Source organism: Salipiger bermudensis (assembly GCF_017309175.1).
Lineage (GTDB): Bacteria > Pseudomonadota > Alphaproteobacteria > Rhodobacterales > Rhodobacteraceae > Salipiger > Salipiger bermudensis.
Window position 1 is genome coordinate 119,962 of sequence record NZ_JAEKJV010000006.1, and the last position, 17,045, is coordinate 137,006.

General features: G+C 68.3%; 15 protein-coding genes. 7 read left to right on the forward strand and 8 right to left on the reverse strand.

What is annotated here, in order from left to right; genetic code table 11:
* The first annotated feature begins 59 nt into the window (after positions 1–59).
* The 4 genes from JF542_RS09965 to JF542_RS09980 are packed head-to-tail and all read left to right on the forward strand — an operon-like array spanning position 60 to position 6,776.
* Positions 60–1,061: an AAA family ATPase gene (locus JF542_RS09965; RefSeq protein WP_007795023.1), complete on the forward strand. Its 1,002-nt coding sequence runs from the start codon at positions 60–62 to the stop codon at positions 1,059–1,061.
* Entirely contained in the window at positions 1,058–1,933 is an 876-nt protein-coding gene (locus JF542_RS09970; protein ID WP_207075729.1) for a DUF58 domain-containing protein, read from the forward strand. The genes JF542_RS09965 and JF542_RS09970 overlap by 4 nt, the downstream gene beginning before the upstream one ends.
* Positions 1,933–4,740 carry a DUF4159 domain-containing protein gene (locus JF542_RS09975; protein WP_207075730.1) on the forward strand — a complete coding sequence of 936 codons (2,808 nt, stop codon included), beginning with the start codon at positions 1,933–1,935 and terminating at the stop codon, positions 4,738–4,740. The genes JF542_RS09970 and JF542_RS09975 overlap by 1 nt, the downstream gene beginning before the upstream one ends.
* Positions 4,737–6,776 carry a hypothetical protein gene (locus JF542_RS09980; RefSeq protein ID WP_207075731.1) on the forward strand — a complete coding sequence of 680 codons (2,040 nt, stop codon included), beginning with the start codon at positions 4,737–4,739 and terminating at the stop codon, positions 6,774–6,776. Before JF542_RS09975 ends, JF542_RS09980 begins: the two co-directional genes overlap by 4 nt.
* Before the next feature lie 35 nt (positions 6,777–6,811).
* Here the strand turns inward: JF542_RS09980 and JF542_RS09985 are convergent, their stop codons facing one another.
* The 4 genes from JF542_RS09985 to JF542_RS10000 all read right to left on the reverse strand — a co-directional run bounded on the left by JF542_RS09985 (position 6,812) and on the right by JF542_RS10000 (position 9,999).
* Positions 6,812–7,159, reverse strand: coding sequence for a hypothetical protein (locus JF542_RS09985; protein WP_207075732.1), 348 nt, complete (start codon positions 7,157–7,159; stop codon positions 6,812–6,814).
* 61 nt (positions 7,160–7,220) lie between these two features.
* Positions 7,221–8,051, reverse strand: a complete 831-nt coding sequence (locus JF542_RS09990) for an NlpC/P60 family protein (protein ID WP_207075733.1) — start codon at positions 8,049–8,051, stop codon at positions 7,221–7,223.
* On the reverse strand, positions 8,048–9,430 hold the full coding sequence (locus JF542_RS09995; RefSeq protein WP_207075734.1) for a leucyl aminopeptidase family protein: 1,383 nt from the start codon (positions 9,428–9,430) through the stop codon (positions 8,048–8,050). Before JF542_RS09995 ends, JF542_RS09990 begins: the two co-directional genes overlap by 4 nt.
* Positions 9,431–9,606: 176 nt before the next feature.
* On the reverse strand, positions 9,607–9,999 hold the full coding sequence (locus tag JF542_RS10000; protein ID WP_207075735.1) for a hypothetical protein: 393 nt from the start codon (positions 9,997–9,999) through the stop codon (positions 9,607–9,609).
* A 138-nt stretch (positions 10,000–10,137) separates the two neighbouring features.
* On the opposite strand from JF542_RS10000, the gene JF542_RS10005 reads away from it, so the two are divergent.
* Positions 10,138–10,785 carry a carbonic anhydrase gene (locus JF542_RS10005; protein ID WP_007795044.1) on the forward strand — a complete coding sequence of 216 codons (648 nt, stop codon included), beginning with the start codon at positions 10,138–10,140 and terminating at the stop codon, positions 10,783–10,785.
* A gap of 7 nt (positions 10,786–10,792) precedes the next feature.
* On the opposite strand, the gene JF542_RS10010 is transcribed toward JF542_RS10005, so the two are convergent.
* From JF542_RS10010 to JF542_RS10020, 3 genes are all read right to left on the reverse strand, one after another.
* Complete coding sequence (locus tag JF542_RS10010; protein ID WP_207075736.1) at positions 10,793–11,116, reverse strand: hypothetical protein; 324 nt, start codon at positions 11,114–11,116, stop codon at positions 10,793–10,795.
* Positions 11,117–11,352: 236 nt separating this feature from the next.
* Positions 11,353–11,589 (reverse strand): hypothetical protein, encoded by a 237-nt coding sequence (locus JF542_RS10015; RefSeq protein WP_007795049.1) that lies wholly within the window; start codon positions 11,587–11,589, stop codon positions 11,353–11,355.
* A gap of 241 nt (positions 11,590–11,830) precedes the next feature.
* Positions 11,831–12,853, reverse strand: a complete 1,023-nt coding sequence (locus JF542_RS10020) for an aspartate-semialdehyde dehydrogenase (protein ID WP_007795054.1) — start codon at positions 12,851–12,853, stop codon at positions 11,831–11,833.
* Positions 12,854–13,246: 393 nt separating this feature from the next.
* On the opposite strand from JF542_RS10020, the gene JF542_RS10025 reads away from it, so the two are divergent.
* A complete protein-coding gene (locus JF542_RS10025) occupies positions 13,247–15,133 on the forward strand; it encodes a polysaccharide biosynthesis protein (RefSeq protein ID WP_207075737.1) in 1,887 nt (628 codons plus the stop codon).
* A gap of 74 nt (positions 15,134–15,207) precedes the next feature.
* On the opposite strand, the gene JF542_RS10030 is transcribed toward JF542_RS10025, so the two are convergent.
* Positions 15,208–16,050 carry an LOG family protein gene (locus JF542_RS10030; protein ID WP_207075738.1) on the reverse strand — a complete coding sequence of 281 codons (843 nt, stop codon included), beginning with the start codon at positions 16,048–16,050 and terminating at the stop codon, positions 15,208–15,210.
* Positions 16,051–16,127: 77 nt separating this feature from the next.
* On the opposite strand from JF542_RS10030, the gene JF542_RS10035 reads away from it, so the two are divergent.
* Positions 16,128–17,045 carry a threonine/serine dehydratase gene (locus JF542_RS10035; RefSeq protein WP_207075739.1) on the forward strand — a complete coding sequence of 306 codons (918 nt, stop codon included), beginning with the start codon at positions 16,128–16,130 and terminating at the stop codon, positions 17,043–17,045.

The following is a 17,045-nucleotide window of genomic DNA, read 5'->3' on the forward strand; positions in this document are numbered from 1 at the left end:
ATTTTCCAACCCCGGGATAGAGTTGAATCGTAAACACGGGATTTCAAGGGAGTCAGCGCATGGCCGAAGATCTGGTCGCCGAGATCGAAGCGCTCGAAGAGAAGCTTGCCGAAGCCAAGCGCGCCATCAACAGCCGCTTCATCGGGCAGGAACGGGTGGTCGAGCTGACGCTGGCCTCGCTGCTCTGCGGCGGCCACGCGCTGCTCATCGGCCTGCCCGGCCTCGGCAAGACCCGGCTGGTCGAGACGCTGTCGACGGTGATGGGCCTCAACGGCAACCGCATCCAGTTCACCCCCGACCTGATGCCCGCCGACATCCTCGGCTCGGAGGTGCTCGAGACCGGCAGCGACGGCTCCCGCGCCTTCAAGTTCATCCCCGGCCCGATCTTCTGTCAGCTCCTGATGGCCGACGAGATCAACCGCGCCTCGCCGCGGACCCAGTCGGCGCTGCTGCAAGCGATGCAGGAGAAAGAGGTGACCGTGGCCGGCGAGACCCGCCCGCTCGAGCTGCCCTTCCACGTGCTGGCCACCCAGAACCCGATCGAGCAGGAGGGCACCTACCCGCTGCCCGAAGCCCAGCTCGACCGCTTCTTGGTGCAGATCGACGTGGCCTATCCGGACCGCAAGACCGAGAAGGACATCCTGCTCGCCACCACCGGCACCGAGGACGCGCAGGCGCATCAGGTCTTCGATCCCGAGACGCTGATGGCCGCCCAGACGCTTCTGCGCCGGATGCCGGTGGGCGACGCGGTGGTCGAGATGATCCTCGATCTCGTCCGCGCCTTCCGCCCCAATGATCCCGCCGCCTCCGACCGGGTGCGCGAGACCGTAGCCTGGGGCCCCGGCCCGCGCGCCGCGCAGGCGCTGATGATGACCGTGCGGGCCCGCGCCCTGCTGCAGGGCCGGCTCGCCCCCTCGCCTGCCGACGTGATCGACATGGCCCGCCCGGTGCTGGTGCACCGCATGGCGCTGACCTTCTCGGCGCGCGCCCGGGGCGAGGATCTCGGCGCCATTATCGACGATATCGCGGGCGGTCTGACCCGCACCGAGGCGGCGGCTTGACCGACACCGTCACCTATCTCCGTCGCGACGCGCAGCTCGAAGCTAGCCGCTTCCCGGCGCTTCTGGCGCGCGCCGAGCATCTCGCCGGCACCGTGCTGCTGGGCGAACATGGCCGGCGGCGCTCGGGCATGGGAGACGATTTCTGGCAGTACCGCCCGCTGCGCTCGGGCGACAGCTATCGCAACATCGACTGGCGCCGCTCCGGCCGCGGCGACGAGCAATTCGTGCGCGAGCGCGAATGGCAGATCGCCCAGAGCGTACAGCTCTGGGTCGATGGCGGTGCGTCGATGCGCTTCAGCTCGGATCAGAACCTGCCGCAAAAGGGCGACCGCGCCCGGCTGGTTGCGCTGGCCACCGCGATCCTGCTGATCCGGGGCGGCGAGCGGGTGGGCTTCACCGGCTGGCAGTTGCCGCCGCGCAATGGCGACGTGCAGGTGCTGCGGCTGGCCGAGGCGCTCTCGGACGATGGCGAGGACGACTATTCCGAGCCCGAGGCGCGCGGCATGATCCCGCATGCACGGGCGATGTTCGTGTCGGATTTCCTCGGCGATCTCGATCCCGTCGAGGCCGCGCTGACCAAGGCCGCCGATCGCGGTGTCCGCGGAGTGCTGCTGCAAGTGCTCGACCCGACCGAGGAGAGTTTCCCGTTCAAGGGCCGCACCATCTTTCAAAGTGTCGGCGGCAGCGTCGCGCATGAGACGCTGAAGGCCGGCGACCTGCGCACGCGCTATCTCGAGCGGCTGGCCGAGCGCAAGGACCGGCTCGACCGATTGTCGCGGTTAACGGGCTGGCAATACATGTGCCATCATACCTCCGACAGCGCCCAGTCGGCGCTGCTGTGGGTATATCGTGCGATGGATGGAGGCCACTGATGACCATGCTCGGCCCCCTCGGGTTTACCGCGCCCTGGTTGCTTCTCGGGCTTCTGGCGCTGCCGGTGCTGTGGATCATCCTGCGCGCGGTGCCGCCGGCACCGATCCGCCGGATGTTTCCCGGCGTGGTGCTGCTGCTCGGCCTGAAGGACGAGGAGCAGGTCACCGACCGCACGCCGTGGTGGCTCCTGCTGATGCGGATGCTGGCCGTGGCCGCGGTGATCATCGGCCTCGCCGGCCCGGTGCTGAACCCGCAGGAGCAGAGCGGCGCCGAGGCGGGCTCGGGCCCGCTTCTGGTGGTGATGGATGCCAGCTGGTCGAGCGCCTCGGACTGGCGCCAGCGGCAGGACGCGCTCGACACCCTGCTCGCCCGTGCCGAGCGCGAGGCGCGCCCGGTGGCACTGCTGCGGCTGACGGCCCCCGAAGAGCCGCAGTTTCAATCCGCCGGCGTGCTGCAATCACGCCTCACCGGCATCCTGCCCGAGCCGTGGCAGCCCGATGCCGAGCGCGTCGAGCGCGCCATCGAGATGCTGCCGGAGCAGGATTTCGACAGCTACTGGATGTCGGACGGGCTGGCTCGCGACAGCCGCGCGCCGCTGCTCGCGGCACTGGAATCGCGTGGCGACGTGACCGTGTTCGAAAGCCCCCGCGCCCATTACACGCTGGCGCCGGCCCGCTTCGAGGATGGACATGTCCGTCTCTCCCTGCACCGGCTCCGCCCCGGCCCCGAGGCCGAGGTCACCATTGCCGGCCACGGGCTCGATCCGGCCGGCAACCCGGCGGTTCTGGTCCGCAACCCGGTGATCTTCGAGCAATCCGCCACCGATGCCGAGCTTGAGCTGAACCTGCCCGCCGAGCTGCGCGCGCGAATTACCCGCTTCGAGATCGAAGGCGCCCGCAGCGCCGGCGCGGTGACCCTGCCCGACGACAGCCTGCGCCGCCGCGAGGTCGCGCTGATCGCAGGCAACGAGAACCGCGAGGGGCTCGAACTGCTCTCACCGCTGCATTTCCTAGACCGCGCCCTCGAGCCGACCGCCGACCTGCTCGACGGCACGCTCGAAGAGGTGCTGCCCGCGAACCCGGATGTGATCGTGCTGGCAGATGTCGCGACGCTGTCGCCCGGCGAAGAGGCTGGCGTGCTCGAATGGCTCGAGTCCGGCGGCACGCTTCTGCGCTTTGCCGGTCCGCGCCTTGCGGCCAGCGACGTCAGCCGCAGCGAGGAAGACCCGCTGATGCCGGTGCGCCTGCGCGCCGGTGGGCGCAGCGTCGGCGGCGCCATGAGCTGGGGTGAGCCGAAATCGCTCGCGCCCTTCGCCGAGGAGAGCCCATTTTTCGGTCTCGACATCCCCGACGACGTGACCGTGACCTCGCAGGTCATGGCGCAGCCAGACCCGACGCTGGCCTCGCGAGTGATCGCACAGCTCACCGACGGCACGCCGATGGTGACCCGCAAGCGCGTGGGACAGGGGCAGATCGTGCTGTTCCACGTCACCGCCAATGCCGAATGGTCGAGCCTGCCGCTGTCGGGCCTGTTCGTGCAGATGCTCGAACGGCTGGCGGTGTCGTCGATGCCCGCCGCACCCGCGCCCGAGGATCTCGAGGGAACGATCTGGCAGCCGCTCCGGGTGCTCGATGCCTTTGGCCGCGTCGGCGATGCCGGCAACCTGCCCGGCGTCGAAGGTGAGGCGCTGCTGAGCGCGGAGCTCGGCCCCGACCTGATGCCCGGCCTCTATCAGGGCGAGGACCGCAGCCTCGCGCGCAACGTGGTCTCCGCCGAGAGCGTCTTCGAACCGGCTGCATGGCCCGAGCGCGTCACCGTCGAGGGGCTGTCGCGCCCGGCGGAAACGCCGCTGGCCGGCTGGCTGCTTGCCGGCGCCATCGCCCTTCTGCTTGCCGATGTCCTCGCCTCCCTCGCCCTGTCGGGCCGCCTCGGCGGCGCCCGGCCGCGCGCCGGGACAGCCGCAATTCTCGCCGTGCTGGCGCTGAGCCTGACGCCCGTGCCCTCCTCCGCGCAGGAGAGCACCGACAGCACCCGTACCAGCCCCGGCGACGAGGCCGCCGCCATGCTCGCCGCCTCCGAGGTGACGCTGGCGCACGTGCTGACCGGCGACCGACAGCTCGACGACCTTGCGCAGGCCGGCCTGCGCGGCCTGTCGGAAATCCTGTTCTTCCGCACCTCGGTCGAACCCGCCGACCCGATGGGCGTCGATCTCGAGACCGACGAGCTGGCCTTCTTCCCGATGCTCTACTGGCCGGTCACCGCCGGCCAGCCGGTCCCGTCGGACGCCGCATACGCCAAGCTCAACGACTATCTGCGCTCGGGCGGCATGATCCTGTTCGACACCCGCGATTCCGACGTGGCAGGCTTCGGCGCCTCGAGCACCGAGGGCCGCAAACTGCAGGAGCTGGCCGCCCCGCTCGACATCCCGCCGCTGGAGCCGATCCCGCAGGACCACGTGCTCACCCGCACCTTCTACCTGCTGCAGGATTTCCCCGGCCGCTATGCCAGCCGCGACGTCTGGGTCGAGGCCGCAGCACCGGATGCGGAGCTGATCGAGGGCATGCCGTTCCGCAACCTCAATGACAACGTGACCCCCGTGGTGATCGGCGGCAACGACTGGGCCGCCGCCTGGGCGATGGACGAGCGCGGCAACCCGCTGGTGCGCATTGGCTCGGGCTTCGCCGGCGAGCGCCAGCGCGAGATCGCCTATCGCTTCGGGGTCAACCTCGTGATGCACGTGCTCACCGGCAACTACAAATCCGACCAGGTGCACGTGCCCGCATTGCTCGACAGGCTTGGCCAATGACCGGACAGATCGTCTTCGACCCGCTGCTGCCCTGGGCGGCCATCATCGCACTTGGCGTGGTGGCACTTGCCGGCGTGATCCTCGCGCTGTGGCGCGGGCTCACCGGCTGGCCGCTGCGCTTCTTCGCCGGGCTGATCCTCGTCGCCGCGCTCACCCAGCCTTCCTTTCAGGAAGAAGACCGTGCCCCGCTCTCGGACATCGTGCTGATGGTGGTGGATCAAAGCGCCTCGCAGCGCCTCGCCGACCGCCTCTCGGTCACCGAAGACGCCGCCGCCACGCTTCAGGCCCGGATCGAGGCCCGCCCCAATACCGAGATCCGACGCATCGAGGTCGGCGACGGCGAGGGTGACACCGGCACCCAGCTGATGACCGCGCTCTCCACCGCCATGGCCGAGGAACCGCGCGGGCGTATCGCCGGGATCTTCCTGCTCTCGGACGGGCGGCTTCATGATCTCGAGCGCGCGCCCAACCTGCCCGCGCCCATGCACCTGCTGATGACCGGGCGCGACAGCGACTGGGACCGCCGCCTGATCGTGCAGAACGCCCCGGCCTTTGCCATCCTCGGCGAGCCGGTGACGCTGACGCTGCGGGTGCAGGATGACGGCGCCGCCCCGGGCGCGGTCGAGACACGGCTCGACATCTCGGTCGACGGCGCCGAGCCGCAGCAGTTCTCCGTGCCTATTGGAGAGGATGTCGAGCTGCCGATCGAGCTGCCACATGGCGGGCTCAACGTGATCCGTTTCTCGACCCCGGAGGCCGAGGGCGAGCTGACCGACCGCAACAACGCCGCGCTGGTGCAGATCAACGGCGTGCGCGACCGGCTGCGCGTGCTGCTGGTCTCGGGCGAACCCCATGCCGGCGGCCGCACGTGGCGCAACCTGCTGAAATCCGACAGTTCGGTCGACCTCGTGCATTTCACCATCCTGCGCCCGCCTGAAAAGCAGGACGGCGTGCCGGTGACCGAGCTGTCGCTCATTGCCTTCCCTACGCGCGAGCTGTTCCTCGAGAAGATCGACGATTTCGACCTGATCATCTTCGACCGCTACAAGCGCCGGGGCATCCTGCCGGCGATCTACCTCGACAACGTGCGCAACTATGTCGAGAACGGCGGCGCCGTGCTGGTCGCTGCCGGGCCCGATTTCGCCAGCGCCGACTCGATCTACCGCTCGCCACTGTCGGAGATCCTGCCCGCCGAACCCACCGCCCGCGTCATCGACGAGAGCTACAGTCCGCGCGTCACCGAGCTTGGCGAGCGCCACCCGGTCACCGCCGGCATGGGCGATCCGGAAAGCTGGGGCCGCTGGCTGCGCCAGATCGAGCTCGATCCCATCGGCGGCGACGTGGTGATGTCCGGCGTCGACGACCGCCCGCTTCTGGTCCTCGACCGGGTCGGGGAGGGCCGCGTAGCGCTTCTGGGCTCCGATCAGGCCTGGCTCTGGTCGCGCGGCTACGAGGGTGGCGGCCCGCAGCTCGACCTGCTGCGCCGCCTGGCGCACTGGATGATGAAGGAGCCCGAACTCGAGGAAGAGGCGCTATGGGCCGAGGCCACCGGCCAGACCATGCGCATCATCCGCCGCTCGCTGGGCGAGGACGTTGGCGCGGTCACCGTGACCCGCCCCGATGGCGAGACCGAAGAGGTGACGCTGTCGGAGGTCTCTCCGGGCCGCTTCGAGGCGCTCTACGAGGGGCCCGAGATCGGGCTTTATCGCCTGTCGGAAGGCGAGGAAGAGGCGGTGATCGGCCTCGGCCCCGCCGCCCCGCGCGAGTTCGAGCAGACCATCGCCAGCGGCGACGCGCTCGAGCCGGTGATCGACACCATGCGCGGCGGCGTGATGCCGCTCGAGGACGGTCTGCCCAGCATCCGCGCGGTCAGCGCCGGACGCCCCGCCGCCGGGCGCGGCTGGATCGGCCTTACCCCGCGCGAGGCCTACGAGACGATGGACGTGCGCCAGATCCCGCTGCTGCCAGCATGGCTGACGCTGCTGCTGGCCTCGGGCTTCATCATCGGCGCTTGGCTGCGCGAGGGGCGACGGTAGATCACGCTTTGCTTCGGACGCGCCAAGCGGTTCAGCTAGGGCAGATCGTAAGCGATGCGATCCTCGTTCCAGCCATCGACGAGGCAACGCGCGCGGATGAAGATCCGCGTCGTGCCCTCCGGGATCGACACGCCCGAGAGCGCGCGAGTGAAGGGTTGCTCGCTCTCATGCGGATGGACCAGCACCCTTGTGCCGAGCACGGTGCCGTCCTCCGCCTCGACCCGCCAGCCGTCGGCATAATGCTCCCAGCCGGTATCGGGATGCAGCAAGGTGACCGAGACGCGCCAGTCATCGCCCTGACGCACGGCCTCGATGGCGACAATGTCGGGCGGGTCGGCCAACGCGGGCACGGCGAGCAGCAGGAGGGGCAGAAGCTGTTTCATCGACCCAGTCTACACCGGCTCGCCCCTTGGTCCGCATCACATCTCGCGGAATAGGCGTGTTTCACCCAAGTCGCGCGTGCCGGGTCACCGGCCCATCACCTTGCGCCTCGATCCGCGCCACCGCCTCGGCCAGCCCCTCATAGGCCACCGCCATGTGATGGGCGTTGGCATGCAGGATGGTTTCCGGGTCCGAGACCCACGCGACGTGGCCCTTCCAGAACAACAGGTCCCCGCGCCGGGGCGGGTTGCCCGGCGCCAGCGTCTCGCCCAGCGCCTGCTCCTGCAGGTCGCTATCGCCCGGGCAGGCGAGACCGCAGGCCGAAAGCCCGGCCTGCACCAGCCCCGAACAATCGATGCCAAAGCCCGAATTGCCGCCCCAGAGATAGGGTGTATCGAGATAGCGCGCTGCCTCGGCCACAGGATCGGTCGCCAGCGCCTCGGTCAAATGCATCGCCGGAACCCAGCCAAGCTCGGTCTCGCAGAACCGCCCGTCGCGGCCCGTGACCACCAAAGACGAAAGCTGCGACAGGGCGCAGCTCTCGTGCGTCTTGAAGTCGGGCGCCGGGTAGACATGGGTCTGCCGCGGACCGACGCGATGGGTCGGCGTCCCGCGTGCGGTGGCGGGCTTCAGCGCATCGGACGCGACCCAGCCCGCGTAGCCCGCTCCCGGCGCGAGGCCGAAGCCCATGCCCTCGCGGGTCTCGAGCAATTCGAACGCGTCGCCGTAGCGCAGCTGGCGCTCGCGCCGTCCGCCGGGACGGGCAAGCAGGTCGACCACCGGTTCGCAGACGAAGGACGGCACCGGATCGACCGGCGTCAGCTCGGGGAACTGCGCCGCCAACGTCCGTGCGACGACCCGGTCGTTGGCGGCGGTCAGGCGCCGGTCGCTCACAGCCCCAGCACCTCCGGCAAGGCTGCGAGGATGGCGCGCGGGCCTTGCCCCACGCCGCCCTTGGGCCGCGCCGGCAGCGCCGACGGGTTCCAGGCGTAGATGTCGAAATGCGCGTAGCGCGGGCTGTCGGTCACGAAGCGGCGCAGGAACAGGGCCGCGGTGATCGAGCCCGCCATACCCCCCGCCGGCGCGTTGTCGAGATCGGCGATGCCCGGCTCGATCTTGGCCTCATAGGGCTCCCAGAACGGCATCCGCCAGAGCGGGTCGGCCTGCGCCGAACCGGCGCCCGCCAGCGCCGCCGCCAGCGGCTCGTCATCGGTGTAGAACGGCGCGAGATCCGGCCCGACCGCAACCCGTGCCGCGCCGGTCAACGTCGCCATCGAGACGATGAGATCCGGGGTTTCCTCGTCGGCCAACGCCAGCGCGTCGGCCAGCACCAGCCGGCCCTCGGCATCGGTGTTGTTGATCTCGACGGTCAGCCCCTTGCGCGAGGTCAGGATGTCCTGCGGGCGGAAGGCATCGCCCGCGACCGCGTTCTCGACCGCCGGGATCAGCACCCGCAGGCGCAGCGGCAGACCCAGCGCCATGATCGCGCGGGCCAGCCCCAGCACGTTGGCGGCGCCGCCCATGTCCTTCTTCATCAGCCCCATCGAGCCGCCGGGCTTGAGGTTGAGCCCGCCGGTGTCGAAGCAGACGCCCTTGCCGACCAGCGTCAGGGTCGGGCCGGCCTTCCCCCAGCGCATGTCGATCAGCCGCGGCGCACGGGTGCTGGCGCGGCCGACCGTATGGATCATCGGGAAGCCCTGTTCCAGTTCCGCGCCGGCGGTCACCTCGATCTGCGCGGAGAACTCCTCGGCGAGCGCGCGGGCGGCGTCTTCGAGCTCCTGCGGCCCCATGTCGAAGGCCGGGGTGTTCACGAGGTCACGGGTCAGCGCCTCGGCTTCGGCAAGGATCTCGACGCGAGCGGCGTCGATGCCCTCCGGCGCGACGAGCTGCGCGCCGGTGCCGTTGCTGCCGGCGTAGCGGGTGAAGCGGTAGGCGGCGAGCAGCCAGCCAAGCGCCTCCTCGGCAGCGGCGCCCGCCGGCAGGCCGCTGGCGATGCGGTAGGTGCCGGTGCCGAGCCTTGCCACCGCAGCGGCCAGCGCGAACCGCCCGCGGCGGCGGGCGGCGGCGCTGCCGTATCCCGCGAGCGCCGCGGCGGGGGCACCATCGGGGCCGGGCAGGATCAGCGCCTCGCCGATGGCGCCGGAGAAACCGCTGGCCTCGACCCAGCCACGCCATGCCTCGGGCTGGCCCTCGAGCCAGCCCGCGAGCCCCTCGGCCTCGATCAGGTGAAGCGGCAGAGACGGGGTCGTGGGATCGGCGAAACGGAACGGCATGGGAGGGGCCTTTCTAGGAGGGAAGACAATTGGCGCGAGCCTAGCGCAGCCGGCCGCACCTGCAAGGCCCTCCGGGACATGTGCGCCCCGCAGCGGAGTCCCCACCCGCCAAGGGTTGCGGCCCAGCGGGCCAAGCAGCTGTGCGCTGAGCGCTTAGCGGCGGTTTCGGCGGGCTGTCAGATCGTAAGGTCCTGCAGATCCCAGATCGCGTAGAGCGAGCGTTCACCGACCCGCGCCATGCGCGCCAGCACCGCCGACAGCGCCACCGCGTCGGCGCTGTCGATGCAGGGAGCGACGCTTTCGGCGACGCGACGCAGCGCCGTCATGCCGATCTCATCCGCCAGAGCGGCGAGGATCCCGGCGCAGCGGCGCAATTCAAGGCGGTCTCCGGCCTCGTAGAGACGTCCCGCCTGACCAAGGCGGAAGGCCAGTTCCTCCATCGCGCGGCACACCAGATCCTCGCCGCGCTGCGCGCCGAGACGCTCGTAGAGCTGCGCGAGGCGGTCGGGATCGACCGATGCCGGTTCCGCGAGCGACAGTCTTGCGACCTGATCCACCGCGGCCTCCATGCTTCACCGCCCCCACCGAGGGGGGGAGATAGACGCACGGGGTTCCCAAAAGGTTAGGCCAGATGCATTTATTCTCTCGAATTCCCGCTGAATCCGGCGTATTTCCGAGCCGGTGCGTGATGTGAACAGGAGGATGACATGCAGGACGCCAAGCCGCTTCCGCAATATCTCGTGCAGCGCTTCCATGGCTGGAAGGCGACGAGCTATGCCGAGAACCATGCCTGGTTCAAACGACTGGCCTCGGAGGGTCAGCATCCCCGCGCCATGATCATCTCCTGCTGCGACAGCCGGGTGCACGTGACCTCGATCTTTGGGGCCGATACCGGCGAGTTCTTCATCCACCGCAACATCGCGAACCTGGTGCCGCCCTACGAACCCGATGGCGATCACCACGGCACCTCGGCGACGGTGGAATACGCGGTGACGGCGCTCAAGGTGGCGCATGTCATCGTCATGGGCCACTCGAGCTGCGGCGGCGTGAAGGGCTGCCTCGACATGTGCTCTGGCCGGGCGCCGGCGCTGGAGGAGAAATCCAGCTTCGTCGGCCGCTGGATGGACATCCTCCGCCCTGGCTACGAGAAGGTGAAGGACCTGCCCGAGGACAAGGTCTCGAAGGCGCTGGAGCACCAGGCGGTGCTGACCTCGCTCGAGAACCTGATGACCTTCCCCTTCGTGCGCGAAGCAGTGGAGAACGAAGAGCTGACCCTGCACGGTCTCTGGCACGAGATCGGCAAGGGCAGCATCGAGGTCTTCGACCCGAAGCTCGGCCGCTTCGAGGAGATCTGAGCCGGGCTCAGGCGTGCAGTTCAGCCGAGGATCCGTCCCGGTTGAGCCGCAGCGCCGGGCGGCCAAGACGTGCCGCGAGCACCGATAGCGGCATGCCGAGCCCCCGGCCGGTGCTGAGGGGCCGGCCGGTTTCGGACTGCACGATCACCATGCGACCGCTGCGGAAGGTCAGGGCATAGCCTTTGCGGGCGAGGGCCCCGGCGAGACCCGACCAGTCGGTGGCGGCCTCGAGGATCGGCAGCAGGACTTGCCGAAGCAGGGCCGCGGTCTCGCAGTCGAGTTGGGTGGTCAGGGGGGCAGCGCCGACGGTGGCGCGGGACTCGTTACGCATCTGTCATCTCCTTACCAATTTGATGAAAATGCGCCTCGAATTGGTCCGAATTATGGCGTCAGGTTGCCGTTAGGGAAACAGAGCGTTCCCTGAAACTTGTAACCTACTGTTAACCTTGAGCGCGCAAGACTTGCGCGTATGAGAGACGCGATTTTCACCCTAGGGCTGTCCGAGCCGCTCTACCGACCCCGCGAAACGGCGGGGACAGGATGGCGAACTCATTGAACGGTGTCCGGTCAGCCGAACCGGCGACCGGACATGGCGCGCCCCGCCGCCCCGGAGAGAGCGAGAGAGAGATCGGGCGAACGGGGCGCGATGAGGGCACGGGCCGTGCCGCGGAAGACCAGCCGGCGCAGCCAGCGCGCAAAGACCCGCGGTGACGGACGCCGGTGCCGACTGCAGAGCAGCAGGCTGCGGGCGGTCAGCGCTTCGATGCGACGATCACGGGCAAGGGCGAGAAAATCAGTGGTCATGGCCGGGCTCCTGCATTGGACGGGTGCCGTTCTGGCCTTGGACACGGCGGGATCTCCGCCTCATCCCTGTTCTACCTCCCTCGCCCGAGACGCTCCAGCGGGCCGACGGCTAGGCCCGGAGACCAACGGACGAGCCCCCCTATCCGATCGGAGAGCCCGCCACCGACACCTGCCCTGAAATGAAACAAAAACGGGGCCCGCCGGGCCCCGTCTTGTTCAACTCGGCTGCAAGGCAGGACGCTCAGCCCTTCTTCAGGACCTTCTGGCCCAGAACCTCGGCGATCTGCACCGCGTTCAGCGCCGCGCCCTTGCGCAGGTTGTCCGAGACGCACCAGAAGTTCAGACCGTTCTCGATCGTCGAGTCCTGGCGGATACGGCTGATGAAGGTGGCAAAATCGCCGACGCATTCCACGGGGGTGACGTAGCCGCCGTCCTCGCGCTTGTCGACGACCATGATGCCCGGCGCCTCGCGCAGGATGTCGCGGGCCTCGTCTTCGTCGAGGAAATCCTCGGTCTCGATGTTGATCGCCTCGGCGTGGCCGACGAAGACCGGCACCCGCACACAGGTCGCGGTGACCTTGATCGACGGGTCGACGATCTTCTTGGTCTCGGCGACCATCTTCCACTCTTCCTTGGTCGAGCCGTCTTCCATGAAGACGTCGATATGCGGGATGACGTTGAAGGCGATCTGCTTGGGATATTTCTTCGGCGGCACCTCGGTCACCGGGTTGTAGACCGACTTGGTCTGATCCCAGAGCTCGTCCATGCCTTCCTTGCCCGAACCCGAGACCGACTGGTAGGTCGAGACCACGACGCGCTTGATCTTGGCGCGGTCATGCAGCGGCTTGAGCGCCACGACCATCTGCGCGGTCGAGCAGTTCGGGTTGGCGATGATGTTCTTCTTGGAATAGCCCAGAACCGCGTCGGCGTTCACCTCCGGCACGACCAGCGGCACGTCCGGGTCGTAGCGATAGAGCGACGAGTTGTCGATCACCACGCAGCCCGCGGCGGCGGCCTTGGGGGCGTATTCCTTCGTCGCGTCCGACCCGATGGCGAAGAGCGCCATGTCCCAGCCGGTGAAATCGAACGTGGCGAGGTCCTGGGTCTTGAGTGTCTTGTCGCCGAAGCTCACTTCGGTGCCGAGCGAGCGGCGCGATGCCAGCACCGCGATCTCGTCCACCGGGAACTCGCGCTCGGCGAGGATGTTCAGCATTTCACGGCCCACGTTGCCCGTGGCGCCAGCGACAACGACCTTATAGCCCATCTGGCTCTCCTTCGATTGCAATTCGCGTGCGCACGGCTCCCGCGGCACGTCGGATTGGCGCGCGTGATACCCCATGCCCCCCTTCAGCGAAAGGGGGCATGGCAGCGATGACCGTGAAACCCGCTCTCCGGGCGCCTGCCGGTTCTGCCGCATGCAGTGGCGTCCGCCGCTTTTGGGGGCAGTGAGCGAGGACCCATCGGTGAAATCCCGCCAATTCTCGCAGTTGCAGCAAATCTGACTTGTCTAGAGAATGAGCAGTCGCGTAAACGAGAACTGTATTTGATGACGAGTTGGGCACAAACCGGGCCGACCGACGAGACCGGCAACATTTTGAGCCTCCGACCGCTTGAATGCACGAATTAAGCGAACTTTGTTCGTGAAGGACAGGAAGACATGCTGCAGAAGCTCTACAAGATCGTCACGACCCTGACGCGAGCGCAAAAGCAAATTCTCTTCCTCCTCATGGATTCGGCGGCGATCGCGGTCGCGTTCTTCGCGGCGCTGATGCTGACCGGACAGATGACACCGGATCTTCCCTCGGCACTCCAGATCGCTCCGATGCTCGCGGTGGTCGTCGCGGCCGGCAGTGTTGCGTCCTGGTGGATCGGTCTGCCGCTCTTCACCCTCAACGCCTACGACATCCGCGGAATCACCCGCACCGCAGCCTTCGCGGCGATCTGCGGCGTACTCGGCGCCGGGCTCGACGCTCTGATCGGGCCGGGCCTGCCGATGCCCGTGTTCCTGAACTTTTCGCTGCTGCTGCTGGTTTTCTGCGCCAGCTGGCGCATCGTCCTCCGTCACTTCCTGATCGAGATCTATCGCCGCGGACAGACCCGGATGCGGGTGCTGATCTACGGCGCCGGACAGACTGGCCAACAGCTGGTCGCAGCGCTGCGCCATGATCACGCGGTCGAGCCGGTGCTCTTCGTCGACGACAACCCGACGCTGCAGAGCAAGATGGTCGCCGGGCTGAAAGTCCATGCCCCGTCCGCAATCGGCGATCTGGTGAGCCGCAAGCATATCGACCGCGTCGTGCTGGCCATGCCCTCGATCAGCCCGCCTCAGCTGGCCCGCATCGCCCATCGCCTGCGCCAGATCGGCTGCGAAGTGCACGCCCTGCCCTCCTTTGCCGAACTGGTGGGCGAGGGCGAGCTGCGCAAGCGCGTCGCGCCGGTGTCGCTCGACGATCTGCTCGGCCGCAACCGCCTCGAGTCCGAGCTTCCCGGCGTCAGCCACGCCTATAGCGGCCGCCGCATTCTGGTAACCGGCGCCGGCGGCTCGATCGGCTCCGAGCTCTGCCGCCAACTCATCGCGTGCAAGCCCGATTGCGTCGTGCTGGTCGATCATGCCGAGCTCAGCCTCTACAACATCGACAAGGAACTGCGCGACCTCGCCGGCAACATGACCATCGTGCCGGTGCTGGGCTCGGTGCTCGACGAAACGCTGATGACGGATCTCATGCGCGAGCACGAGATCGAGGTGGTTCTGCACGCCGCCGCCTACAAGCACCTGCCGCTCGTCGAATGCAATGTGCTCTCGGGACTCAACAACAACGTCATCGGCACCAAGGTTCTGGCCGAGGCGGCGCGCGAGGCCGGGGTCGAGCGCTTCATCCTCGTCTCCTCGGACAAGGCGGTGCGCCCGACCAACGTGATGGGGGCCTCCAAGCGGCTGGCCGAGCTGATCGTGCAGGATCTCGCCACCCGCAGCAGCGGCACCCGCTTCTCGATGGTGCGCTTCGGCAACGTGCTCGGTTCCTCCGGCTCGGTCATCCCGCTCTTCGAGGAACAGATTGCCCGCGGCGGTCCGGTCACCCTTACCGACGAGAAGGTGACCCGCTATTTCATGACCATTTCCGAGGCCGCCCGGCTGGTCCTGCTGGCCGGCTCTTTCGCCCGTGGCGGCGATGTCTTCGTGCTCGACATGGGCGACCCGGTGCCGATCCACAAGCTCGCCCGGCAGATGATCGAAGGCGCCGGCTACAGCGTGCGCAATGCCAGCAATCCCGACGGCGATATCGAGATCCAGGTCACCGGTCTGCGTAAGGGCGAGAAGCTGCACGAGGAGCTCCTGATCTCCTCCGACATGCTGACCACGCCGCACCACAAGATCATGCGCGCGCAGGAAAGCTACCTGTCCGAATTCGAGATCGCCACCGCCCTCAAGGACCTGCGGCAGGCCATCGGCACGCTCGACGAAGTCATGGCCCGCGGGATCATTTCACGCTGGGTGGAGCGTCATGAAGACGAAGAGACGGCCGGGGAAAAGCAGCGCATCTGAGCCTCGTCCCCACCGGAGCCAACGCAGAAAACGGGAGGCCCACGGCCTCCCTTTCTTGTTTCTGGGCGCGGTGCTCAGCGTCCGGGAATGTCGTCGCGCGCCGGGGCGGGATCCCATTCCTCGATGATCGCCGCCGCCTCGTCGGCACTCTCGACGAAGCGAAACAGGTCGAGATCCTCGGGGCTGATGGTGCCAGCGTCCTCGAGCGCTTCCCAGTTGATGATCTTCTCCCAGAACGCCCGACCGAACAGCAGGAACGGAACCCGTTCCATGCGCCCGGTCTGGATCAGAGTGAGTGCTTCGAACATCTCGTCCAGCGTACCGAAGCCGCCGGGGAAGACGCAGATCGCCCGCGCCCGCATCAGGAAATGCATCTTGCGGATCGCGAAGTAGTGGAAGTTGAAGCACAGGTCCGGGGTCACGTATTCGTTCGGCGCCTGCTCGTGCGGCAGCACGATGTTGAGACCGATCGACACGCCGCCGGCCTCCTGCGCGCCAAGGTTGCCCGCCTCCATCACGCCCGGGCCGCCGCCGGTGGCGACGACGAACTCGCGGTTGCCGGAGGCCACCGACTTCTCTGTCATCTTGTGCGCGAAAAGACGTGCCTCTTCGTAGAAATGCGACAGATCCGCGAGCGTCTGGGTGCGCGCCCCGGCCTTCTCGGCGGGCGACGGGATGCGCGCGCCGCCGAACAGCACCACGGTCGAGTCGATCTGGTGCTCGTCCATCAGAAGCTGCGGTTTCAGCAGCTCCAACTGAAGCCGCACCGGGCGCAGCTCTTCCCGGCAGAGGAACTCCTCATCGGCAAAGGCAAGCCGGTAGGAGGGCGCGCGGGTCTGCGGCGTGTCGGGGATGTCCTCGGCGGTCTTCCGGTCGCGCCCCGCGTCGCGAAAGATGGAATGGCGTTCGTCGTTCATGCTCTGGGGTATCCTTGTCCTGCCATCAGACTGACTATAGCGTGCCGATCTGCCGCGACACTATCGGAAGACCGGAAATGGACTGGAAACATTCAATCTCGAGCGCCGCTGCCCGCATCGAGGGCCACGCTCAGATCACCCCCGTGATGACAACCGCCACGCTCTGGGAGCGCCCGGTCGAGCTCAAGCTCGAACAGCTCCAGCACACCGGCAGCTTCAAGGCCCGCGGCGCGTTCAACACGCTGCTCTCCGAACCAGTGCCGGAGGCCGGCGTGGTCGCGGCCTCCGGCGGCAATCACGGCGCGGCGGTGGCCTATGCCGCAACCCGGCTTGGCCACAAGGCGCAGATCTTCGTTCCCGAGATGGCCGGCCCTGCCAAGATCGCACTGATCGAGCGCACGGGTGCGGCGCTGACCGTCGTGCCGGGCGAATACGCCAACGCGCTCGAGGCGGCCCGCGCCTACGAGGCCGAGAGCGGCGCGATGCAGGTCCACGCCTATGACGCCCCCGGCACGGTCGCCGGTCAGGGTACGCTGATGCGCGAATGGGAAGAACAGGGGCTGCAGGCCGACACGGTGCTGATCGCGGTCGGCGGCGGCGGACTGATCGCCGGATCGCTGGCCTGGCTGCAAGGCGCGCGCAAGGTTATCGCGGTCGAGCCCGAAACCTCCTGCGCGCTGCACGCGGGCCTCGCCGCCGGTGAGCCGGTCGATGTGCAGGTCTCCGGCGTGGCCGCCAACGCGCTCGGCGCGCGTCGGGTGGGCAGCATCTGCCATGAGTTGGCGCAGGCGCATCTCGGGGCCTCGGTGCTGGTCCCTGACGAGGCCATCACCGAGGCCCAGACCGCGCTCTGGCAGAGCCACCGGCTGCTGGTCGAGCCCGCCGGTGCCACGGCGCTCGCGGCGCTGCGCTCGGGCGCCTACGTGCCTGAGCCGGGCGAGCGGGTGGCGGTGCTGGTCTGCGGCGGCAACATCGCGCCCGACCCGCTGGGCTGA

Bases quoted from the DNA above. Each gene is read 5' to 3' on its own strand.
- JF542_RS09965 (WP_007795023.1), top strand. From the start codon at position 60: ATGGCCGAAGATCTGGTCGCCGAGATCGAAGCGCTCGAAGAGAAGCTT.
- JF542_RS09975 (WP_207075730.1), top strand. From the start codon at position 1,933: ATGACCATGCTCGGCCCCCTCGGGTTTACCGCGCCCTGGTTGCTTCTC.
- JF542_RS09980 (WP_207075731.1), top strand. From the start codon at position 4,737: ATGACCGGACAGATCGTCTTCGACCCGCTGCTGCCCTGGGCGGCCATC.
- JF542_RS09985 (WP_207075732.1), bottom strand. From the start codon at position 7,159: ATGAAACAGCTTCTGCCCCTCCTGCTGCTCGCCGTGCCCGCGTTGGCC.
- JF542_RS09995 (WP_207075734.1), bottom strand. From the start codon at position 9,430: ATGCCGTTCCGTTTCGCCGATCCCACGACCCCGTCTCTGCCGCTTCAC.
- JF542_RS10000 (WP_207075735.1), bottom strand. From the start codon at position 9,999: ATGGAGGCCGCGGTGGATCAGGTCGCAAGACTGTCGCTCGCGGAACCG.
- JF542_RS10005 (WP_007795044.1), top strand. From the start codon at position 10,138: ATGCAGGACGCCAAGCCGCTTCCGCAATATCTCGTGCAGCGCTTCCAT.
- JF542_RS10010 (WP_207075736.1), bottom strand. From the start codon at position 11,116: ATGCGTAACGAGTCCCGCGCCACCGTCGGCGCTGCCCCCCTGACCACC.
- JF542_RS10015 (WP_007795049.1), bottom strand. From the start codon at position 11,589: ATGACCACTGATTTTCTCGCCCTTGCCCGTGATCGTCGCATCGAAGCG.
- JF542_RS10020 (WP_007795054.1), bottom strand. From the start codon at position 12,853: ATGGGCTATAAGGTCGTTGTCGCTGGCGCCACGGGCAACGTGGGCCGT.
- JF542_RS10025 (WP_207075737.1), top strand. From the start codon at position 13,247: ATGCTGCAGAAGCTCTACAAGATCGTCACGACCCTGACGCGAGCGCAA.
- JF542_RS10030 (WP_207075738.1), bottom strand. From the start codon at position 16,050: ATGAACGACGAACGCCATTCCATCTTTCGCGACGCGGGGCGCGACCGG.
- JF542_RS10035 (WP_207075739.1), top strand. From the start codon at position 16,128: ATGGACTGGAAACATTCAATCTCGAGCGCCGCTGCCCGCATCGAGGGC.